Source organism: Sporosarcina sp. Y838 (genome assembly GCF_056786515.1).
The window spans coordinates 53,450-79,738 of sequence record NZ_JBXCJD010000012.1 but is presented as its reverse complement, the minus strand read 5'-3'; the positions used below and the strand labels follow the sequence as shown (position 1 = coordinate 79,738).

General features: G+C 42.3%; 23 protein-coding genes, 1 pseudogene and 1 riboswitch. Of the genes and pseudogenes, 17 read left to right on the top strand and 7 right to left on the bottom strand.

Features of this window, described 5'->3' with window-relative positions; translation table 11 throughout:
* On the top strand, window positions 1–206 hold a 206-nt coding region (locus AC1TO4_RS14325), incomplete at its 5' end, for a hypothetical protein (RefSeq protein ID WP_482105892.1).
* Window positions 207–413: 207 nt separating this feature from the next.
* Complete coding sequence (locus tag AC1TO4_RS14320) at window positions 414–908, top strand: LURP-one-related/scramblase family protein (protein ID WP_482105891.1); 495 nt, start codon at window positions 414–416, stop codon at window positions 906–908.
* 153 nt (window positions 909–1,061) lie between these two features.
* On the opposite strand, the gene AC1TO4_RS14315 is transcribed toward AC1TO4_RS14320, so the two are convergent.
* The 3 genes from AC1TO4_RS14315 to AC1TO4_RS14305 form a co-directional block, all read right to left on the bottom strand.
* Window positions 1,062–1,754: a ZIP family metal transporter gene (locus AC1TO4_RS14315; protein WP_482105890.1), complete on the bottom strand. Its 693-nt coding sequence runs from the start codon at window positions 1,752–1,754 to the stop codon at window positions 1,062–1,064.
* Between the two features lie 258 nt (window positions 1,755–2,012).
* Window positions 2,013–3,530 carry a glycine betaine uptake BCCT transporter gene (locus tag AC1TO4_RS14310; protein ID WP_482105889.1) on the bottom strand — a complete coding sequence of 506 codons (1,518 nt, stop codon included), beginning with the start codon at window positions 3,528–3,530 and terminating at the stop codon, window positions 2,013–2,015.
* A 220-nt stretch (window positions 3,531–3,750) separates the two neighbouring features.
* Entirely contained in the window at window positions 3,751–4,437 is a 687-nt protein-coding gene (locus AC1TO4_RS14305; RefSeq protein WP_482105888.1) for a hypothetical protein, read from the bottom strand.
* Between the two features lie 291 nt (window positions 4,438–4,728).
* Here AC1TO4_RS14305 and hutH point away from each other — a divergent pair, with 291 nt between their 5' ends.
* On the top strand, window positions 4,729–6,207 hold the full coding sequence (gene hutH, locus AC1TO4_RS14300) for a histidine ammonia-lyase (protein WP_482105887.1): 1,479 nt from the start codon (window positions 4,729–4,731) through the stop codon (window positions 6,205–6,207).
* A gap of 139 nt (window positions 6,208–6,346) precedes the next feature.
* On the opposite strand, the pseudogene AC1TO4_RS14295 reads toward hutH, so the two are convergent.
* Window positions 6,347–7,441: pseudogene (locus AC1TO4_RS14295) on the bottom strand (NAD(P)/FAD-dependent oxidoreductase); the annotation flags it as partial.
* A gap of 157 nt (window positions 7,442–7,598) precedes the next feature.
* Here AC1TO4_RS14295 and AC1TO4_RS14290 point away from each other — a divergent pair.
* On the top strand, window positions 7,599–8,486 hold the full coding sequence (locus tag AC1TO4_RS14290; protein ID WP_482105886.1) for a 5'-3' exonuclease: 888 nt from the start codon (window positions 7,599–7,601) through the stop codon (window positions 8,484–8,486).
* Window positions 8,487–9,094: 608 nt separating this feature from the next.
* Here the strand turns inward: AC1TO4_RS14290 and AC1TO4_RS14285 are convergent.
* The 3 genes from AC1TO4_RS14285 to AC1TO4_RS14275 form a co-directional block, all read right to left on the bottom strand.
* Entirely contained in the window at window positions 9,095–9,607 is a 513-nt protein-coding gene (locus AC1TO4_RS14285) for a cysteine peptidase family C39 domain-containing protein (protein ID WP_482105885.1), read from the bottom strand.
* 195 nt (window positions 9,608–9,802) lie between these two features.
* Window positions 9,803–10,267 (bottom strand): STAS domain-containing protein, encoded by a 465-nt coding sequence (locus tag AC1TO4_RS14280; RefSeq protein WP_482105884.1) that lies wholly within the window; start codon window positions 10,265–10,267, stop codon window positions 9,803–9,805.
* A 112-nt stretch (window positions 10,268–10,379) separates the two neighbouring features.
* Entirely contained in the window at window positions 10,380–10,700 is a 321-nt protein-coding gene (locus AC1TO4_RS14275; protein ID WP_482105883.1) for a thioredoxin family protein, read from the bottom strand.
* A gap of 224 nt (window positions 10,701–10,924) precedes the next feature.
* Here AC1TO4_RS14275 and AC1TO4_RS14270 point away from each other — a divergent pair, with 224 nt between their 5' ends.
* From AC1TO4_RS14270 to AC1TO4_RS14210, 13 genes are all read left to right on the top strand, one after another.
* On the top strand, window positions 10,925–13,309 hold the full coding sequence (locus AC1TO4_RS14270; protein ID WP_482105882.1) for a 3-hydroxyacyl-CoA dehydrogenase/enoyl-CoA hydratase family protein: 2,385 nt from the start codon (window positions 10,925–10,927) through the stop codon (window positions 13,307–13,309).
* A 35-nt stretch (window positions 13,310–13,344) separates the two neighbouring features.
* Window positions 13,345–14,520, top strand: a complete 1,176-nt coding sequence (locus tag AC1TO4_RS14265; protein WP_482105881.1) for an acetyl-CoA C-acetyltransferase — start codon at window positions 13,345–13,347, stop codon at window positions 14,518–14,520.
* A 259-nt stretch (window positions 14,521–14,779) separates the two neighbouring features.
* A complete protein-coding gene (locus AC1TO4_RS14260) occupies window positions 14,780–16,567 on the top strand; it encodes an acyl-CoA dehydrogenase family protein (protein ID WP_482105880.1) in 1,788 nt (595 codons plus the stop codon).
* 703 nt (window positions 16,568–17,270) lie between these two features.
* Window positions 17,271–18,533: a group II intron reverse transcriptase/maturase gene (gene ltrA, locus AC1TO4_RS14255; protein ID WP_482105879.1), complete on the top strand. Its 1,263-nt coding sequence runs from the start codon at window positions 17,271–17,273 to the stop codon at window positions 18,531–18,533.
* A 732-nt stretch (window positions 18,534–19,265) separates the two neighbouring features.
* The gene (locus AC1TO4_RS14250; RefSeq protein ID WP_482102262.1) at window positions 19,266–19,625 is read left to right on the top strand and encodes an arsenate reductase family protein; all 360 of its coding nucleotides are present in this window, start codon (window positions 19,266–19,268) and stop codon (window positions 19,623–19,625) included.
* Between the two features lie 74 nt (window positions 19,626–19,699).
* On the top strand, window positions 19,700–20,083 hold the full coding sequence (gene gcvH, locus AC1TO4_RS14245; protein ID WP_482102261.1) for a glycine cleavage system protein GcvH: 384 nt from the start codon (window positions 19,700–19,702) through the stop codon (window positions 20,081–20,083).
* Between the two features lie 72 nt (window positions 20,084–20,155).
* Window positions 20,156–20,497 carry a toprim domain-containing protein gene (locus tag AC1TO4_RS14240; RefSeq protein ID WP_482105878.1) on the top strand — a complete coding sequence of 114 codons (342 nt, stop codon included), beginning with the start codon at window positions 20,156–20,158 and terminating at the stop codon, window positions 20,495–20,497.
* Between the two features lie 14 nt (window positions 20,498–20,511).
* Window positions 20,512–20,811, top strand: a complete 300-nt coding sequence (locus AC1TO4_RS14235) for a thioredoxin family protein (RefSeq protein ID WP_482105877.1) — start codon at window positions 20,512–20,514, stop codon at window positions 20,809–20,811.
* Window positions 20,812–20,865: 54 nt separating this feature from the next.
* A riboswitch (SAM riboswitch) is annotated at window positions 20,866–20,976 on the top strand.
* Between the two features lie 229 nt (window positions 20,977–21,205).
* A complete protein-coding gene (locus tag AC1TO4_RS14230; protein ID WP_482105876.1) occupies window positions 21,206–22,231 on the top strand; it encodes a methionine ABC transporter ATP-binding protein in 1,026 nt (341 codons plus the stop codon).
* A complete protein-coding gene (locus AC1TO4_RS14225) occupies window positions 22,224–22,892 on the top strand; it encodes a methionine ABC transporter permease (RefSeq protein ID WP_482105875.1) in 669 nt (222 codons plus the stop codon). Before AC1TO4_RS14230 ends, AC1TO4_RS14225 begins: the two co-directional genes overlap by 8 nt.
* Window positions 22,893–22,962: 70 nt before the next feature.
* Window positions 22,963–23,823 carry a MetQ/NlpA family ABC transporter substrate-binding protein gene (locus AC1TO4_RS14220; RefSeq protein ID WP_482105874.1) on the top strand — a complete coding sequence of 287 codons (861 nt, stop codon included), beginning with the start codon at window positions 22,963–22,965 and terminating at the stop codon, window positions 23,821–23,823.
* 98 nt (window positions 23,824–23,921) lie between these two features.
* Window positions 23,922–24,779 carry a MetQ/NlpA family ABC transporter substrate-binding protein gene (locus tag AC1TO4_RS14215; RefSeq protein ID WP_482105873.1) on the top strand — a complete coding sequence of 286 codons (858 nt, stop codon included), beginning with the start codon at window positions 23,922–23,924 and terminating at the stop codon, window positions 24,777–24,779.
* Window positions 24,780–24,929: 150 nt separating this feature from the next.
* Complete coding sequence (locus AC1TO4_RS14210) at window positions 24,930–26,144, top strand: dicarboxylate/amino acid:cation symporter (protein WP_482105872.1); 1,215 nt, start codon at window positions 24,930–24,932, stop codon at window positions 26,142–26,144.
* Window positions 26,145–26,289: the final 145 nt, after the last annotated feature.

Genomic DNA, 26,289 nt, shown 5'->3' with positions numbered 1-26,289 from the left:
TCTTTCACAACCATCAACTTAAACTCATCGCTATATTTAGCCATAATAAAACACCCCAAAGGTTAGATTTTGACTCTAACTTTTGGGGTGCACAACATTGTGGACAGGTCGCTTTTTTAATTTGGGGGTCTGTGAGTCGCACAAAGACAAACATTTCACGCTTCTGGATAAACATACAAAAAACAGACATTCGCCAATTTATCTGATTTTCATTCTATTATTATACACTTGTAGTGAATTACCTGATTAGTGCCACACACAGGTAGCTGAAATTTTAATCCAAGCTTAGGGGAAGCAGCAAGACTAAATGTATTGCTCATTTCTATGGAGAAAGTGAAACGTTTTGACATCCGATACGTATTAGAGATAACGGGTTTAACTGAAAAGAGTCTTCTAGTACGAGGAGGGATCGCATGAGACAGTTGTATATCAAGCAAAAGGTATTTAGTTTGAGTGGCAAGTTTTCGGTGAAGGATGCAGAAGAGAATGAAGTGTATTTCGTAGAAGGAAGCTTCATGAAAATACCGAAGACGTTTTCGATTATGGATGTGGCTTTGGAAGAAGTGGCGATGATCACCAAAAAAACGTTTAGTTTCCTACCGACTTTTTTTGCCGAAGTACACGGCCAAGAAACGGTAACGATAAAAAAGGAATTTTCATTTTTAAAAGCGCGTTATTCAATTGACGCGGCAGGAATAGTAGTACAGGGAAATTGGTGGGATATGGATTTCGAAGTGTACCGACATGGGGAACTGATTGGCGCTGTCAGTAAAAAGTGGTTCACATGGGGCGATAGCTACGAGTTGGAAGTTCTAGATGTTGAGATGGAACCACTACTCGTGGCGCTCGTTGTGGCAATTGATTGCGCAAAAGCGGCTCAGTCTGCGGCGGCCGCGGGCGGGGCATAACAGGACCATTAAAGTGTCATTCCGACAAACCTTCTGAGCGACGTAGTTTGGTGAAGGGTTCTTATATTCTGAATTAATTTAGAAGCTGCTACTCGAAAGTATAGACGATTTTATATGAGTGTAGATGAGGTCGTCTTTTTTGAAGGTCAAAAATTAAAGCAACAAATGAAATAGAGTGCTCAGTAGATACCCCATAAGAATGTACATTGTAAAGATCTTGAAAGGAACAACTTTAATGTGATGTAAGACAAATTCACTGATGCTTGTAGCGGCAATCAGACCAATGGAAATACCCATTAGTACGCCTTGCTCTTTTGTGGTGAGATTCACGTAATGTCCGATCCATATGAATAGGCCGAAGAAAATGGATAAAGTGAGGAAACAAGAAAGTAATAGCCATAGTTTTTTCCCTTGTGAAAGAAGGGCAGTAGTAAGGGCGAAACCTTCCGGAACATGATGAAGAATAATTGAAGCTGTAATCGTGATGCCAATAGTCGAATTCTCCAACAAGTTTCCTATGGTTAAACTTAGCGGGATTGTATGTATCAGTAAAGCAATCATCAGCAAGAGTGCTGATGGCTTATTAATAGTAAGTGTATGCATTAAATTATGAATGACTAGGAAAAGTAGACATCCAATTAGTACGCCAAGAATAATGCCAAATGGCTTGTACATTTTTAACGCGCTTGGAATGATGTCAATTGCGAGTAATCCTAATAGAAATCCCCCGCATAATAGAGATAATCCCGCGGTTGAATTTCGGAAGTATCTTGATACCTGCCAAGCAATCCCACCCCCGATGCTTACACTGAAAAAAAGAAACCCACCAAGTAATATCGCGCTCACCTCTATCAATCTCCCGCCTTCTAAACTTCTTAATATCTCCCTCTATGAAATATATGCACCTTCAGACTATGTATGATTAAGTCATTAGGAAAGTGGGAATATTGTTAGATTGAACCGAAATAATGAAATAGAGAAAATTGATTTGTTCCTACGTACCAAATAAGTAGAAAAAGATAGAACCTAATTCAAATATGAATTAGGTTCTATCTGTAGCCTTACTAACTGATTGAGTTTTTGATTAACGTTAGCTATTCAAAATCACTTTTTCCGCTTCTTCGAGTAAGGTCTTACCATCAGCCCCATCTCCTTACGTTCTATATTAAGCGCCTTATAAAACGAGATCATCATAAGGATTATGATAAAGGAGAGCGGCAATGCTGCTATGATTAATGCATTCTGAAGTGCAGTTAGTCCGTTGGCAGAGAGTAGAATCATGGCAACAGCAGCCTGAGCGATACCCCATGTTAGTTTTACTGTGTTCGGCGGATTGAGTGATCCGTAAGTCGACTGCATTCCAAGTACGAATGTTGCAGAATCGGCGGAAGTGATGAAAAAGATTGCAACGAGAATGACTGCGATAATCGATAGCGTCATCGACATTGGCATCGCATTGAAAACGGCGAAAAGCGTTTCCTCTGTTTTTAGTCCGGACAAATCGGTACCTTTCTTTTGTACATCTATTGCAGTCGTACCGAAAACGGAAAACCAGAAGAGGCTTAGTAGGGTTGGTAACATCAAGACACCGACAAGGAATTCCCGGATTGTTCGACCACGCGATACACGCGCAATGAATATACCGACGAAAGGAGCCCATGAAATCCACCATGCCCAGTAAAAAATGGTCCAGTCATTAATCCATGCACGATGACTTTCATTAACAGGTGCTGCCCGGAAACTCATCCGTATCAAGTTTTGCAAATAAGTACCGATTGTATCAGTAAACGTATTGAAAATTAACAAGGTTGGCCCAAGTATAACAACAAGGATAAGTAATACTAATGCGAGAACCATATTGATGTTAGACAAATATTTAATCCCTTTGCTTAGACCTGACCATGAAGACGCAACAAACAAAATTGTAACAATAATGATAATGGCAACTTGAATAGGGAAACTAATGGGCAAATCGAATAGATAAGCTAATCCGCCGTTAATTTGAATGGCGCCAAAACCTAGTGTCGTTGCGACACCGAATACTGTCGCGAAAACAGCAAGAACATTAATCAGAGTACCTAACCAACCGTCCATTCGTTTTCCAAATAGCGGTTTCATTGTTGAAGATATCAAACCGGGCTCTCCTTTACGGAATTGGAAATAGGCAAGAGTCATGGCGACGACAGCGTAAATCGCCCATGCATGAATTCCCCAATGGAAAAAAGTGAAGCGCATTGATTCACGGAAGGCTGCAGCTGTTTCTGGTTGTTCCGTTGCTGGGTTTATGGCAAAGTGAGATAAAGGTTCTGCTGCTCCCCAGAAAACAAGTCCAATCCCCATCCCTGCTGAAAATAGCATTGAAAACCAGCTTAAACGAGAATACTCAGGTTTTTCGTCGGGCTTACCTAGTGTAATCTGCCCCATTGGACTGACTATAAAGAACAGACAGAACAATACAATCCCGGTGACTACTAGTAGATAATACCAACCGAACGATGATGTTATAAAATTCTTCATATTGTTAGTAACTATTTCGAAGCTTTCCGGCGAGATAGCACCGTATAAAACTGTCAATACTACAAGTACTAAGGTAATCCAAAAAACGTTAGATACTTTTTTCATCAAATCACCTCTAATTTCTAATGGGTTTTGGTATATGTCTTTTGGAGTAATCATACCCATTAACCCATTTTTACAACCACTTCATTCATACCCTTGCACAATCAAAGTTAAACAAAAAAACGATAGAAAAGCGATTCCAGATGACGATTGGAATCGCTTTGTTAAATAGGAATATATTATTTGAAATGTAAGTTGTTATAATTATGAAGGTCGTGCATTTCTAACAGGTAAATCTGTTAATTTGGTTAAGATCCATGCCCATGTATTCCCATCTTCTTTGTCTGCTGCGCCATCTATAGCCCGCAACGGAAGTCCGTCCAACGAAGACCGGGAAGAACCAAAAACCTTGTCTTCTCGATGTCCAGATAAAAGTGTAGCGGTATAGGCAACGGCGGATTGCCCCGGGGTCTACTGCGAACAATGAAGCACTAGGATATTCTGGTATCCGGTTTGGAGGTGCTGATGTAGGAGCCCGATGTCCTTGCTGTTGCCCTGGACCACCTTGCCCTGGTGGAAAACCTGGCCCCCCGAATCCTGGACCACCTTGCCCTGGGAATCCTGGCCCTCCGAATCCTGGTCCACCTTGCCCTGGTGGGAACCCAGGCCTCCCGAACCCTTGCCCGCCTTGCCCCGGTGGATCAGGCATCCCGAACCCTTGCCCGCCTTGGCCTGGTGGGAACCCAGGCATTCCGTATCCCTGCCCACCTTGACCTGGTGAGTATCCAGGCATCCCGAAACCTTGACCTTGAGGATAACCTTGCATTCCCTGTCCAGGCATACCCATGCCCGGCGGCCAGCCTTGATTCTCATATCCTTGCATTCCTTGCGACGGATTACCTTCATATCCATCAGGTAATCTCGGGAACCATTGTTGCTCCCCTTGACCACCTGGTTGCATGTTAACCATTCTTCCACTCCTTCCAAGCGATTCCCCTTATCCTATGCGAAAACAAATGAAATGCGTGGACTCTTCGTATAATAATTGGTCAAGATGGTGGGGAAAGAGCCAAATAGATACCGATTTTCTCGAACTTTTAAAACATCTATGTATGAGAATTTTTTCACCTTTTCAACGCTTTACCTCATTACAACAGCGCCTTGTTAGCAGAGACTAAACTTTCTGAAAAGTGGTACTTTATGTAGTTTTATCCTGTACGATAAGATTAGGGTAAGCAAATTCAGATAAAGGATGGGTGACATGATTGAATTAACTGGTTCCTTTCTTCGTCTAGATCAGATGAGTGAAATACTCTATAAAGAAGTGGCTGTTTCATTAAACAGTGAAGCATTGAAGCGTGTACATAATAGTCGTGCAGCTGTCGAGAAAATTGTGCGAGAAGAGCGAACTGTTTATGGGATTAATACTGGTTTTGGCAAATTCAGTGATGTGAAAATTGACGAAAAGGATACGAAAGCATTGCAACTTCACCTGATTCGTTCGCATTCGTGTGGGGTGGGAGAGGCGTTCCCTGAAACGGTTTCGCGTGCAATGGTTATTCTCCGTTTGAATGCTTTGCTGAAAGGGTTTTCAGGAATTCGTGCTGAAGTGCTGGAACGATTCGCTTATATGGTGAATAACCGTATCCATCCAGTCATTCCTCAGCAAGGATCACTCGGTGCATCAGGTGATCTGGCACCTTTGGCTCATCTAGCACTCGTATTACTAGGCGAAGGGTTTGTGTGGCAAGACGGAATGCATACAGCTTCTGCAGATGTGTGGAAAAAGCATGGAATGGAGCCCATCGTACTTGAAGCAAAAGAAGGGCTTGCGCTTATAAATGGAACACAAGCGATGACTGCACAAGGCGTTGTTAATTATTTAGAGGCAGAATCACTTGCCTATGACAGTGAGTGGATAGCGGCTATGACAATGGAAGCATTATATGGAATTACAGACGCATTTCATCCAAGCATACATGAGGCCCGCGGTTTTCCAGAACAAGTAGATGTGGCGTCGAGAATGTTGGATTGGTTAGAAGGAAGCCGTCTTACTACGATCCAAGGGGAGAAGCGTGTCCAAGATGCTTATTCCGTCCGTTGTATTCCACAAGTGCACGGTGCCAGCTGGCAAGTACTTGGTTATGTAAAAGAAAAACTGGAGATTGAGATGAACGCAGCAACGGATAATCCGCTCATTTTTAATAATGGTGAAACGGTTGTATCAGGGGGGAATTTCCATGGACAGCCGATTGCCTTTGCGATGGATTTCTTGAAACTAGGGGTGGCGGAGCTTGCCAGTATTTCCGAACGTCGTATCGAACGGCTCGTCAATCCGCAATTGAATGAAGGATTACCGCCTTTCCTAAGTCCCGAACCAGGACTGCAGTCAGGTGCCATGATCTTGCAGTATTCAGCCGCAAGCCTGGTATCAGAAAATAAAACACTCGCACACCCTGCATCCGTCGATTCGATACCGTCATCGGGTAACCAGGAAGACCATGTTTCAATGGGAACAATCGGTGCAAGGCATGCTCATCAAATCATTAAAAATGCGAGAAATGTCCTTGCAATTGAAGCACTGTGTGCAATGACAGGTTGTCATATCCGCGGACCCGAACAGATGGCGCCGAAAACCCGTGTCAAGTTCGACCAATTGTTGAAAATCGTACGTCCGATTGAAGAAGATCGTATTTTTACGCCGGATATTGAAAAGCTCGCTCAATTTCTGCTTGGGTGAAGGGGATAAGCCAAGTTGTCATCGTGTTGATTGGTTAGGCAATTCCGCTTCGTCCACCGGTTAAAGCGTCTGCGTACCGTTCGAGTTGTACGATATGAGCATCGGGATTCGCATTGCCTGTCATACTATCGGCGATGATTTTTGAACCTAGCATACTGTAAACAGTTCCATTGCCTCCATATCCAAGTAGATAATAATGATTTCCTTTTGACGGATGCTCTCCGATGAATGGTAAGTTATCTAGCGATTCTCCAAATGTTGCACAATAAGCGTAGTCAATTTCAATCGGAATTTCTGGGAAAAGTGCCTCTAGTTGTTTTTTTAGGTTTTCACCGCGTTTCATAATTGATTCATTTGAAAGAGGAACTTGGGGTTTATCCTCGTCGAGCCCGCCTACAATGATTCGATTGTCGATTGTTGTCCGCATGTAAAGATAAGGACGCTTAGATTCCCAAATCAGCGCATTTTCATGCCAAATTGGGGAAGTGTCTAGTGGTTTAGTAACCGAGACATAAGAACGGTTAATGTCAGCACCAATCCGTTTTCCTACTGGAAGCGTCTCATATCCAGTTGTAAAAAGAACTTTATCCGTATGGAATTCACCTGAGGATGTAGAAACGTGCAACAGCCCATTTTCTTCGGTTACGCAATTCACTGCCGTATATTCAAAGAGATGGACATCCATTTTCTCGACTAATTGTAACAGTCCATTGACGAATTTATAGGGGTTCACTTCAGCATCGCCATATGTCACGATGGCCCCAGGTTTTGAAAAGGGGAGATGCTTGCGGATTTCTTCTTCGTTCCAATAATCGCAAGGAAATCCATAAATCTTTAATGTTTCATACTCTTTCCTAATCCGTTTTAAATCATTTTCGTCACTTGCATAATAAACACTTGGCCGGCTGATGAAATCAGGATCAATTGGCAACCGTTCAGCTGTTTGTTTTAGTTCTTCCATTGCTTCCAAACATAACTGATAAAAACGTACAGCGTCCTTTTCTCCGATTTGTTCGATTAATTCATGAAGCATGATGTCATTTGAATATTGAAGCAACCCCGTATTCGCCATTGTACTGCCCGTAGCCATCTGCCGTTTGTCGAGCACTGCGATGGACAGACCTTTGTCAGCCAATGCAAGTGCTGAAAGAGCTCCCGACATCCCCCCACCTACAATAATGACATCATAATGTGACGCGATTTCTACCTTTTTTCGTTCGGGGGGGACCGGCATCGTTTCAGGCCAGTACAAAGAACCTTCGTGAATATGCATATTTACAACCTCCTATATGTAATCTAATACTCTTTACCCGCAATCAACAGATTGAAAGCATGCTATTATAGATAGAAGTCTTGAAAGAATAGGAAGACAGATAGGGGATATAAATTTAATGACTACTGCAGAAAAACCACATATTTTACTAGTAGACGGAATGGCTCTCTTATTCCGCTCTTTTTTTGCAACATCAGCTATGGGACATTACTTTCCTAATGAATCGGGGGTCCCAACAAATGGGGTTCAAGGATTTGCCCGTCATACGATGACAGCGATGTCACTATTTAAACCGACACATATGGCAGTTTGCTGGGATATGGGTTCGCAAACATTTAGGAATGATTTATTTGAAGGATACAAAGCAAACAGACCCGCACCTGCACCGGAACTAGTGCCACAGTTTGATATGGCTAGAAGCGTTTCCGAAATGATCAACTGGAAAAACTATGGCGTTCCTGGTATGGAAGCCGATGATTTAATTGGCTCATTCGTAAAAACATGGAGTGATAAAGCGAATATCACAATTGTGACTGGAGATAAAGACATGCTTCAGCTACTTAGACCTGGTGTCGAAATTGCATTCACGAAAAAAGGATATGCCATTTACGACATTTATACGGAGGACCGTTTTATAGAAGAATACGGAATTACGCCAATTCAGTTCATTGACACAAAAGCATTTACAGGGGATACAAGTGATGGCTATCCTGGCGTGCGAGGAATCGGACCGAAAACTGCCCTAAAACTGATTAAAGAACACGGGACAGTTGAAGGTGTGGTTAATGCCCTCCATGAACTGACGCCCGCGATTCGGAAGAAAATAGAAGAAGAGATGGACATGCTGTTACTCTCTAAAAAACTGGCGGAAATTCATTGTGAAGTAGAAATGAAAGGTTCGATTGAAGAGTTGGAAATTCCTATTTATGATAATGTAGTGAGGGAATTGATAGAAAAAGAAGGGTATTCGATGATTCTAAAACAAGCAGATTCACTGTTTTTGTAGGATTACATATTGCACTAACAGTAGAGTTGTTTGTGGTTCGCTTTGGGTTGGACGAACTTCTATACACTTATCGAGATGTCTTGATCAGCAGGGATGCGACGAAGTCGCATCCCTGCTGATTTTTTTCGGTAATCGTATGGTGGTCGTTCATCCGTCGCTCTCCAAAAACATAAGTACAAGAAGTGCTGAAGCTTTTTTGGACGAAAGCATAGCTTGCTTCTTACCTGGAGAGTAGCGGTCAAAGATACAATTTTGACCGCACTAACCTTCTATTATAGTTTCTCTATTTTCAACTTAGGGAAGTGTCACCTACTTATAATGTTAGCAGAAAATACTATGTACAACGTGCTAGAGTGCCCGAAATTTCATCTTCGGGCACTTACACTCTTTATAGAATGTCATCTATTTTTTTCTTTCAGAGCAACTGCATTTTTCACTCGATTATTGTAGGAGCGCGACAGGCAATTAATCACAACAGTCACTCCTTGCAACGCTTGCCCTCCCGGTAAAATTGTCCTGATTAATTCGCCGAAAGCGGGCCGGAAATAATCCAGTGAAAATATAGGTTTTCAAGCCTTTCTCAGCACAATCGGAGCTTTTTGAACTCACTATTCTCTAGGTTCAATTTTTACAAAAGATAAAATCGGGCGGTTTCGATTGTAGGAAACTGACCGGACGCGACTATTCCGATTCCTTCCCCCGTTATCATGGATAAATAGAGTAATATCATCACCTAAATCTTCATAACCGATAACCGGTACCCAGTGATAATCGAATTCAAAACTTCCGCGCCAACGCAAACTAAACCATTTATCAAACTTGGCGGCAACAAGTCGGTCATTATCGATTTGTCTTTTCACTTCATCAATACCACATTCAACTACATTCCAGTTACTTCCAACTAATTTGTGCATATTACGGATGAAATGTCTTTTAAAAAGTCCGATTCGTGTTGCTCCAAGAAGTTTATATAAGTTGTTAATATCATAGGGGCATACAACGGGAGAAATTTGATCCATCAGAACACGAGCAGTGACGGGGCCACATGCAGAAGCCCGGAATGACTCTTTGATATCAGTATCATATTGTGATTTCCCAATCACATTCAGCACTTTTTTCACTATACACACCTCCTCAAGCAATTATACGCAAGTTTTTCCGAAACGATCTAGAGACAGCCGACAAAAAAAAAGCAGTCTACAAGGAGACAGCTTCACTTTATGAATATTTATTACAGGTATTTTTGAACGTCTACATTTGTACCTTTCGCAAGAGCATTGCCAAGCCTTTCATCTGCTTGATAGAAAAACACTTCATCAGTAAGTATGAAGTGTTTGTCCTTTTTCTGATAACAATACTTTTAAAGATGTTCTGAAATTCACATAGGTTTCAATATCCAAGTGAATGCCAGCATGAACAACTTCCCTGACAATACGTGGAGTGAACCCGACAAAGATTGGACGAACACCCATTAGTTTTAAGGTTTCGTCGATTTGATTGATTTCAAGAGTAAGGAGATTAAAATCAAATTCATCTACATCCTTCGCACCAACCCCAGTAAAATCGAATACCGCACATATTGTGCCTCTATGCTCTTCAATATAGGAGAGGACACAGGTGCGAATTAAATCAAAACGATGTTTATCGGTATGTCCTGAAATAGGGATCAGAATGGTATTCTCGACGATTGATGGAATGATCGGTGTGGCTGTATTCAGTAGAATTTTTTCATAAGATGCAATTTTAGCTTTAAGCTGTGAAATTTCAGTTTCGTAATCCAATGTACGCACCTCAATACCGTTTACTCTATTATACTTCAAATGGTAAAAAGGTCTATTAAAAACAAAAAAGCGGATAGACATTTGTCCACCGCTTTTGTAACATACTCATTGATTAAGCTTTTACACTATCTAGAAAATCAGTAACTTGTGAAGGTGATTTAGCATTCGCACTATGTAAGTGCGCTTGTTTTTCACCGTTCTGGAAAACTAAAAGACTTGGGATACCCATAACTTCATACTTATCTGCGATTTCAGGCAACACGTCGCGGTCTACATCATACCATGTGTATGTGTCATACTTTTCAACGATTGGATCAATGAACATATCCATACGTGTGCAGTCTGGGCACCATCCTGCTTGGAATTTGACAAGTGCTTTAGAATCTCCTGAAATAACTTCGTTAAATTGTTCTACTGTTGTAATTGATTTCATAATTTATTAGCCTCCTTCATAGGTATATTGTACAACGTTATCACTGTAGACTGGTAATAATCTGTTTCGAGTAGTTAGGGTAACGTTTAAATTGAGAAAAGTCGATTTAAATATTGCGAAAATGGTGAATGTGTTTTACACTAAGAGTCATAGAAGTAGTTTCTATTTTTTTTGCCCATAAAATGAATGAGTGTTCATTCAAATGGAAAAGGGAGGCTTTACACGTGGCTTATCAAATTAAAAAAGCGGCAGTTTTAGGTTCAGGCGTCATGGGATCGGGCATAGCAGCCCATCTCGCAAATATTGGGATTCCCGTCCTGTTACTCGACATCATTCCTGGAAAGTTAACTGATGAGGAAGTGGCTAAAGGGCTTACACTTGAAAGTAGCGGGGTACGTAACAAGTTTGCAGCAGGCGCATTACAGAAACTATTGAAACAAAAACCTGCGCCACTGACTAAGAAAAGCAATCTGTCTCTCATAGAAGCAGGAAATTTTGAAGATGATTTAGACAAATTAAAAGACGTTGATTGGATTATAGAAGTAATTGTTGAAAATATGGATGTGAAAAAAGGGTTATTTGAAAAAATAGATGCGGTTCGTAAAACAGGCACAATTATCACTTCAAATACATCAGGTATCAGCATTGAAGCGATGGCAGAGGGACGTTCGGAAGACTTCCAAAAGCACTTCCTAGGAACGCACTTTTTCAATCCACCACGCTACTTGAAATTACTTGAAGTCATTCCGGCTAGTACAACTGCTCCGGAAGTCATTGAGTTCATGACTCGTTTTGGGGAAGATGTCCTTGGGAAAGGAGTTGTAATCGCTAAAGACACACCTAACTTTATCGCCAATCGGATAGGTACGTATGGTCTTCTAATCACGGTGCGTGAGATGGAGAAACGTGGGTTTTCTATCGGTGAAGTCGATTCGGTTACAGGGACTTTGATTGGTCGTCCTACTTCGGCTACATTCCGCACGCTTGACGTTGTAGGGCTAGATACTTTCATGCATGTAGCTAAAAACGTCTACGATAAAACAGAGGGCGAAGAGCAAAAGGTATTTGAATTGCCGCCATTTATGAAGAAAATGATTGAAAACGGCTGGATTGGTGCTAAGGCGAAACAAGGATTCTATTTGAAACAAGGAAAAGAAATTCTGGAACTGGACACGGAGACCTTTGAATACAGTCCGGCTAAAAAATTGAAAACGCCTTCTATTGAAATGGCAAAACAACAAAAAGGGCTTGCTCGTAAGGTGAAAACCCTTGTCTATGCGGATGACCGTACAGGAGAAATTCTTTGGAACATCCTAGCTCCGACAATGCTCTATTCGGCACAATTGCACGGTGAAATTGCAGACGATATCGTGGCACTCGACAATGCCATGAAGTGGGGCTTTGGATGGCAGCAAGGGCCTTTTGAGATATGGGATGCAATCGGCGTTGAACAATCCGTTACTAGAATGAAGGAAGAAGGCTATGAAATTCCTTCTTTCGTTCAAAGTTTGCTAGCTAAAGGCTATGAAACTTTTTACAGAGAAGAAGACAGTGAACGCTACTTCTTTGATGGCGAGGATTATAAGCTTGTCCCAATAAATGAAAAAAGTATCGATTTGAAACGGTATAAGAAAAAACACGGTGTCATCAAAAAGAATTCTGGCGCTAGTTTAATCGACCTTGGCGATGGTGTGGCACTTCTTGAATTCCATTCGCAATCGAATTCAATCGGTCCCGACATCATTCAAATGATCAATTTCGCTGTGGATGAAGTGGAGAAGAACTTTAAAGGACTCGTCATCGGAAATCAAGGCAAAAACTTCTGCGTAGGCGCAAACCTTGGGATGATTCTTATGGAAGCACAAGATGATAATATCTTTGAACTCGATTACATCATACGTTCATTCCAAAATGCCATGATGAAAATCAAATATTCCTCAAAACCTGTTGTCGCTGCGCCGTTCGCAATGACGCTTGGGGGCGGGGCGGAGGTTTGTCTGCCAGCCGCGCATATTCAAGCTTCAATGGAAACGTATATGGGGCTTGTAGAAGCCGGTGTAGGTTTGATACCAGGTGGTGGAGGAAACGTCGGGCTATATACGAAACATTTGAAAGGATTGCCGAATGGCGTCCATATTGACTATCAATTTGTTGCTAACAAAGTATTCGAATCCATTGCAACTGCAAAAGTTTCCGCGTCGGGTGAAGAAGCACGTGAAAACAACTTCCTTGATTTCGCGGATGGTATCAGTGTTAACGCTGATCACTTAATCTATGATGCGAAACAGGCAGCAATTGCATTATTTGATATGGGCTATAAAGCGCCTCAACGTGAAAAAATCCCTGTTACAGGCGATTCTGGTTATGCGACGATGCTGTTAGGTGCAGAAGGCATGTTCTTATCTGGTTATATCAGTGAATACGATTTGAAAATTGCGAAGAAGCTGGCGTTTGTTTTATCGGGCGGAAAAGTGCCGTACGGAACACTTGTTGAGGAACAATATATGTTGGATCTTGAACGTGAAGCGTTCCTTAGCCTTGTGGCGGAACCGAAATCACAGCAACGTATGCAACATATGCTCGTAAAAGGAAAACCACTGCGCAATTAATGTTGGATTGTATATAGCAAAGAGGAGGAAATTCAATGCGTGAAGCAGTAATAGTAGCCGGTGCACGGACGCCGGTTGGGAAATCGGGCAGAGGCACACTTGCAACAGTACGTCCGGATGATTTAGGGGCACTTGTGATTAAAGAAACATTGAAACGTGCGGGTGGTTATGACGGACCAATTGACGACCTAATCATTGGCTGTGCATTGCCTGAAGCGGAACAAGGATTGAACGTTGCTCGCAATATAGGCGCACTTGCAGGTCTTCCAGATACGACGCCTGCGATTACAATAAACCGGTACTGTTCATCAGGACTACAGTCAATTGCCTATGCAGCTGAGCGTATAATGCTGGGCTCTTCACAAGCAATTATCGCTGGTGGTGTCGAGTCAATGAGTATGGTGCCCATGATGGGAAATACAATTAGACCGAATGCGCACTTAGCGGAAACGGCTCCTCAGTATTATATGGGTATGGGTCACACTGCTGAGCAAGTTGCGGTGAAATATGGCATTACGCGTCAAGACCAGGATGAATTTGCTGTTTTATCCCACCAAAAAGCGGGGGCGGCGATTGCAGCTGGGAAATTCGATGATGAAATCGTACCCGTCGAAATCGTGAAACGTACTGTAGATGATAACGGGAAGTATAGCGAGAAGAAGTTCATGTTTGAAATGGACGAAGGCGTTCGTCACGGAACAAGCGTGGAGGGATTGGCTAAATTGCGTCCGGCATTCTCAGTGACAGGTACTGTTACTGCGGGGAACTCATCACAAACATCGGACGGAGCAGGTTCTGTACTTGTCATGGACCGTGAAGTGGCTGAAGCACAAGGCTTGAAACCAATCGCGAAGTTCTTGTCATTTGCAGTGGGCGGCGTGCCTCCTGAAGTGATGGGCATTGGTCCGATTGTGGCAATACCAAAAGCGCTTAAACTGGCAGGACTTTCAATTGAAGATATCGATGTCTGGGAGTTGAATGAAGCGTTTGCGTCTCAATCACTTCAAGTTATTCGCCATTTAGGCCTTGATATCGATAAAGTAAATTTCAACGGCGGAGCAATCTCCCTTGGGCATCCACTTGGCGCAACAGGAACGATACTAACAATACGCATGATGAGTGAATTAAAACGACAAGGTAGACAGTTCGGCGTCGTTACAATGTGTATCGGCGGCGGAATGGGCGCAGCGGGCGTATTTGAACTTATATAGTAGGAACGCAGTCTAAGTGCGCCGCGTCCTGCGGCAATGACTGCATGACCTACATCCTGTAGGCCCGAGGGGCTGGCGCTCGGAGCTAGACAAATTAGAAAAGCGGAGGGCGCCGTCTAGCCCCGAAAGGCACAAGACAGTTTGCTAAGAGGCGCACCTCAGCCTCTCTAGCGAAATGACTTGTGACCCCGAGGGGCTGGCGCTCGGAGCTAGACAATGAAAACTGACAATCTTTCAAGAAAAAAAGGAGGAAACTAAAATGACTGAATTAAAAACGAACGAACTGATAAAAGGCGGAGCTTTCCTAACAGAAGACATTGAGGCAAACCGTGTATTTACCCCTGAAGACTTTACTGATGAACAGAAAATGATTGCAAAAACAGCAGAAGACTACGTGAAAAATGAAGTTACACCTGTCGTGGAAAATCTTGAAAACCATGAATTCGAGCACTCTGTAAGACTACTTAAATCTGCGGGGGATCTAGGACTTCTAGGAGCGGATGTACCAGAAGAATACGGTGGTCTTGGACTCGACAAAATCGCGTCTGCACTTATCTCAGAAAAGATGTCTGTAGCAGGCGGATTCTCGATTACTCATGGCGCACATGTTGGTATCGGAACATTACCAATCGTACTTTTCGGAAATGAAGAACAGAAGAAAAAGTATTTGGAAAACTCTGTATCAGGTGACAAAATCAGTGCATATGCACTGACTGAGCCAGGTTCTGGTTCTGACGCATTGGGTGCGAAAACAAATGCAAAATTGAATGCTGCTGGAACACACTACATCTTAAATGGTGAAAAACAGTGGATTACGAATGCCGGATTCGCAGATATATTTGTTGTTTACGCGAAAATCGATGGCGATAAGTTCTCTGCATTTATCGTCGAAAAAGAATTCCCAGGTGTATCTGTCGGAGCTGAAGAGAAAAAGATGGGTATCAAATCTTCATCAACACGTACATTAATTTTACAAGATGCTGAAGTACCTGTAGAAAACTTATTAGGTGAAATCGGTCGCGGTCATATTATCGCGTTCAATATCTTGAATATCGGACGGTACAAATTGGGAGTTGGCACAATTGGTGGATCTAAACGTGCGCTTGAACTTGCAATTACTTATACGAACCAGCGCCAGCAATTCAAAACACCAATTTCTTCATTCAACTTGACTAAACAAAAACTGGCGACGATGGCATCCAGGCTATATGCAGCAGAAAGTTTGATTTACCGTACGGTTGGCTACTTTGAAGAGCGACAAAGCCGGTTGAGCCCTGCTGAGCAAAAAGATGGAAAAGCGATTGCAGCGGCAATTGCGGAATATGCAATCGAATGTTCCATCAACAAAGTCGTCGGGTCCGAAGTGTTGGATTACATTGTCGACGAAGCGGTTCAACTCCACGGTGGATACGGCTTTATGGCAGAATACGAAGTAGAGCGTATTTACCGCGATTCACGCATCAACCGTATTTTTGAAGGAACTAATGAAATCAACCGTCTACTTGTTCCGGGGACGTTCCTGAAAAAAGCGATGAAAGGCGAACTACCATTGCTTCAACAAGCACAAGCGCTTCAAGAAGAACTTCTTATGATGATGCCTGAGGAAATTGGTGATGAAGTACTTGCACAAGAGAAAGTACTCGTTAAAAATGCTAAAAAGATTGGTTTGCTTGCGGCAGGTCTAGCTGCACAGCGTTTCGGCACGAAGCTTGAAGCCGAGCAAGAGGTGCTAGTCAACATTGCGGACATCGCTAATAATATCTTTGCCATGGAATCCGCGCTTCTCCGATCGGAAAAAGCGATTGCACGCGTAGGTGAAGAGAAGTCTCAACAAAAAATCCTTTACACACAAATTTTCTGTCAAGAAGCTTTTCAAGACATCGAGCGAGATGCGAAAGAAACGATTCTGGCAGCAGTAGACGGTGATAACCAGCGTATGATGATTTCTGCATTGCGTAAATTAACACGTTCAAATCCTTATAATATCATCGCTAAAAAACGCGAAGCTTCAGTTAAGCTAATCGAAGCAGAGAAGTTTATCGTTTAACATTCCTGCCGATTAACCGATAAATAACTTAATCACACTGGGCACTACGAGTATGGTTGTCTTTGAATCGCTTAGGATTGAAAGACCTCTATACCATTACCGAGATGTCTTAATAAATAGGGATGCGACTTCGTCGCATCCCTATTTATCATGTGCGCCCAGCATGGGCGTAGTCTATAGGGTGCAAGTCCCGAACTGTGAAGGCAGAAGTAACAGTTAGCTTAACGCAAGGGTGTCCATGGTGACATGGAATCTGAAGGAAGCGAGCGGCAAACCTCCGGTCTGAGGAACACGAACTTCATATAAGGCTATATACGATTGGGTGAGTTTGCATTACAAAACAAAGCCCTTTCTGCCGAAGGTTGTATGTAGTAAATGAAGCAGATAGGTGGAGGGAAAGACTACGTTCTTACCTGGGGAGGTCTGATTGATATGTCAAGTACACTTGGTAACCTACTCAGTGATGGGTAGCTGAACAATCAGAAGTCAGCAGAAGCCATAGTACCATTCCAACTCGAGAAGAATGGGAAGGGCTGAACAATTAAGAGAGAACAACATCTTGGCATTCAGTGACCTGCGAAGAACACAGATAACCGATAAGGCATGCTTGAAGGAGGAAGTGGTGAATCCCATGGGGGACTTCGAGATGGTGGAGCAGAACTGGCATAAGAAGAAACGTTGTTCACGGAAAGAGGCGTAACCAATGTTGATGGAACGAATACTGTCGCGTGGAAATCTGCTTTCTGCCCTGAAACGGGTGGAACGCAATAAAGGGAGCCATGGTGTAGATGAAATGCCCGTACAAAACCTACGAAAGCACATCTTGGAACACTGGGAGTCCATGAAAATGGAACTTCTTGAGGGTACCTATAAGCCGCAATCTGTCCGCAGGGTCGAAATCCCGAAACCTGACGGAGGCATGCGGTTATTAGGTATCCCTACCGTGATGGATCGTTTCATTCAGCAAGCCATTGCCCAAGTATTAACTACTTTGTATGACCCAACGTTTTCAGAACATAGCTATGGTTTTCGACCAAAGCGAAGCGCCCACGGCGCAATAAGGAAAGCGAAAGGATATATACAGGAAGGTAATCGGTGGGTAATCGATATAGACTTGGAGAAATTCTTCGACAAAGTGAACCATGATAGGTTAATGGGAACACTTTCGAAACGAATCGAAGACAAACGTCTGCTTAAGCTAATCCGTAACTATTTGAAATCAGGAATCATGATAAATGGTATCGTGACAACTAGTGAGGAAGGTACGCCGCAAGGTGGCCCACTCAGTCCATTACTTTCCAATATTGTCCTTGATGAACTAGACAAAGAATTGGAGGAAAGAGGACATAAATTTGTCCGGTACGCCGACGACTGCAACATCTATGTGAATACAAAGAAAGCAGGAAATCGAGTCATGGGTTCTGTCACTACATTTATTGAAGAAAGGCTTAAGTTGAAAGTTAATCTGAATAAATCTGCGGTAGACCGCCCTTGGAAGAGGATGTTTCTAGGATTCAGCTTTACTTTACATAAAGAACCAAAGGTTCGGATTGCCAAAGAAAGTATGAAACGGATGAAGAATAAAATCCGAGAGATAACCTCTAGGAAGAAACCCTATCCGATGGATTATCGAATCAAGAAACTAAATCAATACCTGATGGGGTGGTGCGGTTATTTTGCATTGGCGGATACGCCAAGCGTTTTCAGAGCTTTCGATTCATGGATTAGAAGAAGACTTCGAATGTGTATGTGGAAAAACTGGAAGAAACCAAGTACGAAGGTGAGGAAGCTCATTGGGTTAGGTGCGCCGAAAGATAAGGCATACGAATGGGGTAACTCGCGTAAAAGTTACTGGAGAATTTCTAAAAGTCCTGTATTACATAGAACCCTCGGAAACTCCTATTGGAGTTCCCAAGGGCTCAAAAGTCTACTATCACGTTACGAAACTTTGCGTCATCAATCTTAATTGAACCGCCGTATACCGAACGGTACGTACGGTGGTGTGAGAGGTAGGGAGTTAATCACTCCCTCCTACTCGATTTGGTAATCTTATGGTGGTTGTTCATCCGTCGCTCTCCAAAGACACAAATACAAGAAGTGCCGAAGTGTTTCGGGACGTAAGAATAGCTCGCTTCTTACTTGGAGAGAAGCGGCCAAAGATACAATTTTGGCCGCTCAAACCTTCTACTATTGGATCCCTATTACTATATAAAGGAAGTGTCAATTTCTAATAGAACATCACATAATCTTTGCTGAAAGTTAGTGAAGAATTCAATGTACAAGGTGCTAGAGTGATCGAAATTGCATCTTCGGGCACTTACACTCTTATAGAAGATCATCTATTCTTTTCTTGCAAAGCAACCGCTTTTTTCACTTGAGTTTTGTAGGAACGCGACAGGCAATTAATCACAACAATATTACCCCAAAGGGTGTGGCTAGAAGTGACGGAGTTACTTCTAGCCAAAACTATTCCTCGGTAAAAGGGTCGTAATTATTTCGCCGAAAGCGGGCCGAAAATTATCCAGTGAAAATGGCAGTATTCAGGCCCTTCTCATCTGTTTTTTATGCAAGTATATGGTTATTCAACAGACGTGACTTATTAATGGAATAAAATTGCAGATATCACACTGACATCCTGCTGTCTATATATGCCAGGTAGTTTTTTCTGTTATACTGTGAAAAATGGAGGCGTTGCGGTATGGGATTAATTTACTATGGTTACCCGAAATGCGGGACGTGTAGAAAAGCGAAAAAGTGGCTTGAAACGAATAACTTGGACTTTCAAGAAGTGAACATTGCGGAAGCTCCTCCGTCAGAAGAGGAACTTGGAAAGATGATTGCAGCTTCTGATTTGGAATTGAAAAAGTTTTTCAATGTCAGCGGCATGAAATATAGAGAGCTTAATTTGAAAGACAAACTGCCTACAATGTCCGATGAAGAAAAAATTAGTTTGCTATCATCAGACGGTATGCTCATCAAAAGACCGATTGTTTATGGAGAAGGAAAAGTAACTGTCGGTTTCAAGGAAGAAGAATTTAATAAAGTCTGGGGCAATTAAGTTACAGTCTTGTCTTTATCAGAGAAATATGACAGAATTGAAGAGAATGAAACTATTTATTTGGAGGGGTATAAATGAGCACACCAAAAGATCTGCGTTATTCTGAAGAACACGAATGGGTAAAGGAAGAAAACGGTAATTACCGCATCGGTATTACACACTTTGCACAATCTGAACTTGGAGATATCGTATTCGTTGAACTTCCATCTGTTGGCGATGAAATCAAAGCGGACGAGCCTTTCGGAAGCGTTGAGTCGGTTAAAACAGTATCTGAATTATATGCTCCAATCAGCGGTAAAGTACTTGAAGTGAACGAAGGACTAGAAGACAGCCCTGAATTCGTCAATGAATCACCGTATGAAAATGCATGGATGGTCGTCGTTGAACCTTCTAACACTTCTGAGTTGGACGAACTTATGTCTGCAGAAGCGTATGATAAAATGACAATCGGAGAATAATTACAACACGGCGCCGGTACATTTCCGGCGTCTTTTGCATCTTACTAGTCGATTTGCGAAGGAGGAACTCTCTTGTCGGATGAAAAAATCATCATAGTAGAGGGCGGTTCGGATAGAAAAAGATTAGCGCGTATACTTGCGGAGTCAGTCAAAATCATTTGTACGAACGGTACAGTAAGCCCATATCGGCTTGAAGAGTTGCTTGCGCCCTATGAAGAACAGGACCTGTATGTTTTTGTCGATGCTGATGAAGATGGTGAAAAAACGCGTGTATTATTTAAAAGAGAATTTCCAGCAGCAATCCATCTATATACAGAAAAAGAGTACCGGGAAGTGGAGACGACCCCGTATAAAGTGTTAGCTGAAATACTACAAAATGCGGATTTCAAAATCCGACCCGAATTTTTACTTTAAAGGATGTAAGATAAATGGAAAATTGGACACGCGAACAGTGGGAGGCAACTTTGAAGGACTCACCCGATTCTGCGTTTTATTTATATACACCGATGTGTGGTACATGTGCAGTCGCTTCTAAAATGATGAACGTCATTTCTGTCATGAAACCGGAAATGCCAATCGGGAAAGCGGATTTGAACTATGTGCAATCTCTGGCAATTGACTATGAAATTGAAAGCGTTCCTTGCTTGTTGATACAGAAGGATGGCGTTTTACAACATAAAGTCTATGCTTTTCAGTCAGTCCCGTATCTGTTGGAATTGATTGATTGACAATCAAGACAGGAATTTGATATAATACGACTTAACCAACAATTGAATAGGTCGCTCTTATTAAGAGAGGTGGAGGGATAGTGCCCTACGAAGCCCGGCAACCGTCACGAAAGTGAAATGGTGCCAAATCACACAAAGTGCATAGCATACTTTGAGAGATGAGAGATTGGACAAACGTTTATTTTATGATAACGTAAAGCCTTTCTGCCCGTCTGCAGGAAGGTTTTTTTTGTACAGAAAAGCGGAAGGCGCCGCTAAAGGAACGCAACCTAAGTTCGCGACGTCCTGTCATAACGGTTGCATGACCTGTATCCTGCCGGCCCCCGACAGGCATAAGACAACGAAAGAATTCTTAATTTTAATTTACATAGACAAAATCTCAGAGGTGAAATCAATGATTCAATTAACGGATATTAATAAACGGTTCGGTGAAGGACCCGGCAGTATTACAGCGGTTGAAAATGTATCACTCGAAATAGCTGATGGTGAAATTTTCGGTGTGATCGGTTATAGTGGCGCTGGAAAAAGTACTTTGATTCGACTGTTGAACGGTCTAGAAATGCCTACTTCAGGAAGTGTGAATATCGGCGGTTTGGAAATGTCGGCTATCAAAGGCAAAGCTTTGAGGGAAGCGCGGCAGAAAGTGAGTATGATTTTTCAACATTTCAACTTGCTGTGGTCGCGGACGGTGAAAGACAATATTGCATTCCCTCTTGAAATCGCGGGTGTGCGAAAAGCCGAGCGCGAAAAGAAAGTGGCGGAACTGATTGAACTGGTTGGTTTGACTGGTCGAGAAAATGCGTATCCATCAGAATTGTCGGGCGGTCAGAAACAGCGTGTAGGGATAGCTCGTGCACTTGCAAACGACCCTGAAGTCCTACTTTGCGACGAGGCGACTTCTGCTCTTGATCCGGAAACGACGGATTCTATACTGAATCTTCTGACTGGTATTAATGAAAGGCTTGGACTGACGATTGTTCTCATCACACATGAAATGCACGTAATCCGGAAAATCTGCCATAGGGTTGCAGTCATGGAAGCTGGGAAAGTTGTCGAGATGGGGGACGTACTCGATGTGTTCCAATCGCCAAAAGAGGCCATTACGAAGCGATTTGTTTCTCAAGTGACGGAGCCCGCGGAAGCGAAGCAGGCAATGGCGCATATTAAGGATGAATTTCCAACAGGTACACTTATCAAGCTTGTGTTCGTTGGTGAGCAGACGGAACAACCTGTGCTCGCAAGTCTCATTCGGAAATACGATGTGGGCGTCAATATCGTCCAAGGAAACATTTCCCATACACATGGTGGAGCATATGGCTCACTTATCCTCCAGCTCCTTGGAGATTCAACAATTATTGAGGAAGCAATTCAATACCTCAATGAAAATGATGTTCAGACAGAGGTGATCGGTAATGATTGAAAACCTTTTTCCGAATGTTGATTGGACTAAGATGTGGGAAGCGACAGCAGAAACGCTCTATATGACAGCAATTTCAACACTGTTCACATTGATTATTGGACTCGGACTCGGAATCGTACTCTTCCTAACAAGTCCCGGACAACTGTGGTCGAATAAGTTGGTCAATGTTATTTCAGGGGCATTCGTCAATATTTTTAGATCAATTCCGTTTATCATATTAATCATATTGCTTATTCCGTTTACGAAATTTCTTCTTGGCACAATTCGCGGACCGGATGCAGCATTGCCGGCACTTATTATTGGAGCGGCTCCATTCTATGCAAGAATGGTGTTGATTGCATTGCAGGAGATTGATAAAGGTGTAATTGAAGCTTCGAAGTCAATGGGAGCGAAAACGAGGACGATTATTTTTAAAGTTCTCTTACCGGAATCGATGCCAGCACTTGTCTCGGGTATCACCGTAACAGCAATCGCACTTGTCGGGTACACCGCTATGGCGGGGATCATCGGCGCAGGTGGACTTGGGAATCTCGCGTTTTTGGATGGATTCCAGCGCAGCCGTGAGGACGTTATACTAATTGCAACAATCTTAATTTTAATTATCGTTTTCATCATTCAATTCATCGGGGATTTCGCGGTAAGGAAATTTGACAAGAGATAATTCTACGACAGTAACATCAGGCATTGCCTGTAAACTATAAAAAAGAATAGAAAAAAGGGGAGAAATGATTATGAAAAAGCTTTTTGGGGGAATCGTATTAGCAGTACTTCTATTAGCATTAGCGGCTTGTGGGGCGAAAGATGACAGCGGCGATAACAATGCGAGTAGCGGGGATAATGCTGCCGATGAAAAAGTTGACGCAACGGAAATTGTAATTGGTGCATCTAACACACCGCACGCAATCATTTTGGAAGAGGCAGCACCGATATTGAAAGAAAAAGGTATTGAACTTGATATAGAAACTTACCAAGACTATGTATTACCGAACAAAGATCTTGAATCCGGTGAATTGGATGCGAACTTCTTCCAGCACATACCTTATTTGGATCAACAAGTAATCGACCATGGTTATAAATTTGCAAATGCAGGGGCTATCCATATCGAACCGATGGCTGTTTACTCGACGCAACATAAAACAATCGAGGAACTTCCGGATGGTGCTACTATCATATTTAGTAACTCGGTAGCTGAACATGGCCGCGTACTTTCATTACTGGAATCAGCTGGGCTAATTAAACTGGCTGAAGGAGTAGATAAAGTAAAGGCTGAAGTGAAAGATATTGTAGATAATCCTAAGAACCTTCAGTTTGATGCGAATTACGAACCTTCACTTTTGCCGCAACTCTATAACAATGATGAAGGTGATGCGGTAGTCATCAATGCAAACTATGCAATTGATGCAGGGTTGAATCCAATTGAAGATTCCATAGCGATTGAAGAGACGGAGTCGCCGTATGCGAACATCATCACAGTTAGAGAAGGCGAAGAAAATACTGAAGCAATCAAGACATTGGTTGAAGTGTTGAAATCGAAAGAAATTCAAGACTTTATTCTTGAAGAGTGGGGCGGCGACGTCATCCCAGTAAAGTAATTTGTTGAAGCGAGTGGACAAGGGTGAATCAGATTTAGTGAACGATAGGCAATATCAACCATTCAGGTTAACAGCATAGAGAAAAGGGAGAGTATAAAATGAAGAAATTACTAACAGGAGTTTTATTAGCAGCACTCGTTCTTGTACTTGCGGCTTGCGGTACAAAAAACACCGATGAAAGCAATAATACAAGCGGAAATAGTGAAAACACCGACGAAAAAGAAGCAACTAAGATTGTTATCGGTGCTTCCAATACACCGCACTCGATCATTCTTGAACAAGCAAAACCGTTATTGGAAGAAAAGGGTTACGATCTTCAAATCGAAACATATCAAGACTATGTGTTACCAAACCAAGATCTTGAATCTGGCGAAATCGATGCAAACTACTTCCAGCATATTCCGTATCTTGAATTGCAAATTAAAGATGCTGGATACGACTTTGTAAATGCGGGTGGCATCCATATTGAACCAATTGGTGTCTATTCGAAAAAGTATAAATCACTCGATGAACTTCCTGACGGTGCGACAATTTTAATGAGTAGTTCAGTTTCGGATCACGGGCGTGTACTAGCGATGCTCGAATCAAAAGGACTTATTAAACTTGACGAAAGTGTAGATAAGACAGCAGCTGAACTGAAAGATATCGTTGAAAATCCTAAGAACATTGAATTTGATGCAAACTATGAACCTGGTCTAATGCCGCAACTATACTCGAATGATGAAGGCGATGCATTGTTGATTAACTCGAACTATGCAATCGATGCGGGCTTGAATCCGATTGAAGATTCAATTGCTATCGAAGACAAGGATTCCCCTTATGTAAATATCATCGCAGTAAGAAAAGGCGACGAAAATAATGAGTCAATCAAAGCTTTGATTGAAGTATTGAAGTCGAAAGAAATTCAAGACTTTATCATCAAAGAATGGGGCGGCACAGTAGTCCCGGTTAAATAATAGGTAGAAACCTCTGTCGAAAAGTACGAATTCGACGGAGGTTTTTTGTTTTCCAATAGATGTTAATGTCGAAATGGTGTTTCAATAGCGAAAATATTATGGTATCGTTGTCTCTTAAATACATAAAATCATCTTAGGGGGAACACTGTTTTGAAAAAAATTGGTCTAATTTGGCGTATCGTCATCGCTATTGCACTGGCAGTCGTGTTTGGATCGCTGTTACCGAAAATTAGCGAAGGCTTTGCAGAGTGGTTTGTCGGTCTCGCAGCCACATTTAATATGATATTTGGAGGCTTTTTGAATTTTATAGTGCCTTTGATCATCATCGCTTTCATTGCGCCAGGAATTGCGAAGCTAGGCAAGGGGTCAGGTAGACTACTTGGTTTGGCGACAGCATTTGCTTATATTTCGACAATTGTAGCAGGGATTATTGCCTATTTTGCAGCAACAAGTTTGTTGCCTGGATTTATCGGGAAAATTAGCGAAGGTAGTGTTGCTGAAAGTGGCCGTGCTGCGGCTGAAGCTTTTTTTGAGATTGAATTGATTCCTTTGATGGATGTTATGGCAGCACTTCTTCTTGCATTTGTACTGGGTATCGGGATGGCTTCCATCGGTAGCAAATCTATGCTTAATGTATTTGATGAATTCAATGTGTTAATCGAAAAAGTGATTTCGTTTGTTATTATTCCACTTTTACCATTCCATATTTTCGGAATCTTCCTTAATATGACGTATACTGGCCAAGTTGCTAAGGTTCTATCTGTCTTTGCAATGGTATTTGTTATGATTATTATTCTTCACTTCATCATGCTGACACTTCAATATACGGTTGCAGGATCGCTTTCAAAAAAGAATCCGTTCTTCTTGATGAAAACAATGGCACCTGCTTACCTTACTGCACTTGGGACACAATCGTCTGCGGCGACGATACCGATTACGTTAAGGCAGGCGCGTAAAACAGGTGCGTCGGATAAAGTGACTGATTTTACAATTCCACTTTTTGCGACAATCCACTTGTCAGGAAGTACAATTACACTTGTATCCTGTTCGATAGGCGTCATGCTTATGAATGGAATGCCGATTGTATTTGCGGATTTCCTTCCATTCATCTTCATGCTCGGCGTTACGATGATTGCAGCACCAGGAGTACCCGGCGGGGCGGTTATGGCAGCAATAGGGCTACTCAGCACTATGCTTGGCTTCGATGAAGCGATGATTGCACTTATGATTGCACTTTACATGGCGCAAGACAGCTTTGGAACTGCAACAAACGTTACGGGTGATGGCGCACTTGCTATTATCGTCGATAAGTTTACAAAAAATGATGATGTAGCTAAAGCGACTCCAGAACCAGAACAATACTAATGATTCAAAAAACCGGTACATTGCGTATCGGTTTTTTGAATTGTGTGGATTCTCATTGGGAACTGGATAATTGAAAATGGGCGAGCACTAGAAAAATAGAGGCATACAAGTCTTGAATTAAGGGCATCCCTTTTAAAATGAAAGG

What these genes read in the sequence shown, in the direction of transcription:
- AC1TO4_RS14320 (WP_482105891.1), top strand. Translation starts at nt 414, where the DNA reads ATGAGACAGTTGTATATCAAGCAAAAGGTATTTAGTTTGAGTGGCAAG.
- AC1TO4_RS14310 (WP_482105889.1), bottom strand. Translation starts at nt 3,530, where the DNA reads ATGAAAAAAGTATCTAACGTTTTTTGGATTACCTTAGTACTTGTAGTA.
- AC1TO4_RS14305 (WP_482105888.1), bottom strand. Translation starts at nt 4,437, where the DNA reads ATGGTTAACATGCAACCAGGTGGTCAAGGGGAGCAACAATGGTTCCCG.
- hutH (WP_482105887.1), top strand. Translation starts at nt 4,729, where the DNA reads ATGATTGAATTAACTGGTTCCTTTCTTCGTCTAGATCAGATGAGTGAA.
- AC1TO4_RS14290 (WP_482105886.1), top strand. Translation starts at nt 7,599, where the DNA reads ATGACTACTGCAGAAAAACCACATATTTTACTAGTAGACGGAATGGCT.
- AC1TO4_RS14275 (WP_482105883.1), bottom strand. Translation starts at nt 10,700, where the DNA reads ATGAAATCAATTACAACAGTAGAACAATTTAACGAAGTTATTTCAGGA.
- AC1TO4_RS14265 (WP_482105881.1), top strand. Translation starts at nt 13,345, where the DNA reads ATGCGTGAAGCAGTAATAGTAGCCGGTGCACGGACGCCGGTTGGGAAA.
- AC1TO4_RS14260 (WP_482105880.1), top strand. Translation starts at nt 14,780, where the DNA reads ATGACTGAATTAAAAACGAACGAACTGATAAAAGGCGGAGCTTTCCTA.
- ltrA (WP_482105879.1), top strand. Translation starts at nt 17,271, where the DNA reads ATGTTGATGGAACGAATACTGTCGCGTGGAAATCTGCTTTCTGCCCTG.
- AC1TO4_RS14250 (WP_482102262.1), top strand. Translation starts at nt 19,266, where the DNA reads ATGGGATTAATTTACTATGGTTACCCGAAATGCGGGACGTGTAGAAAA.
- gcvH (WP_482102261.1), top strand. Translation starts at nt 19,700, where the DNA reads ATGAGCACACCAAAAGATCTGCGTTATTCTGAAGAACACGAATGGGTA.
- AC1TO4_RS14235 (WP_482105877.1), top strand. Translation starts at nt 20,512, where the DNA reads ATGGAAAATTGGACACGCGAACAGTGGGAGGCAACTTTGAAGGACTCA.
- AC1TO4_RS14230 (WP_482105876.1), top strand. Translation starts at nt 21,206, where the DNA reads ATGATTCAATTAACGGATATTAATAAACGGTTCGGTGAAGGACCCGGC.
- AC1TO4_RS14225 (WP_482105875.1), top strand. Translation starts at nt 22,224, where the DNA reads ATGATTGAAAACCTTTTTCCGAATGTTGATTGGACTAAGATGTGGGAA.
- AC1TO4_RS14220 (WP_482105874.1), top strand. Translation starts at nt 22,963, where the DNA reads ATGAAAAAGCTTTTTGGGGGAATCGTATTAGCAGTACTTCTATTAGCA.
- AC1TO4_RS14215 (WP_482105873.1), top strand. Translation starts at nt 23,922, where the DNA reads ATGAAGAAATTACTAACAGGAGTTTTATTAGCAGCACTCGTTCTTGTA.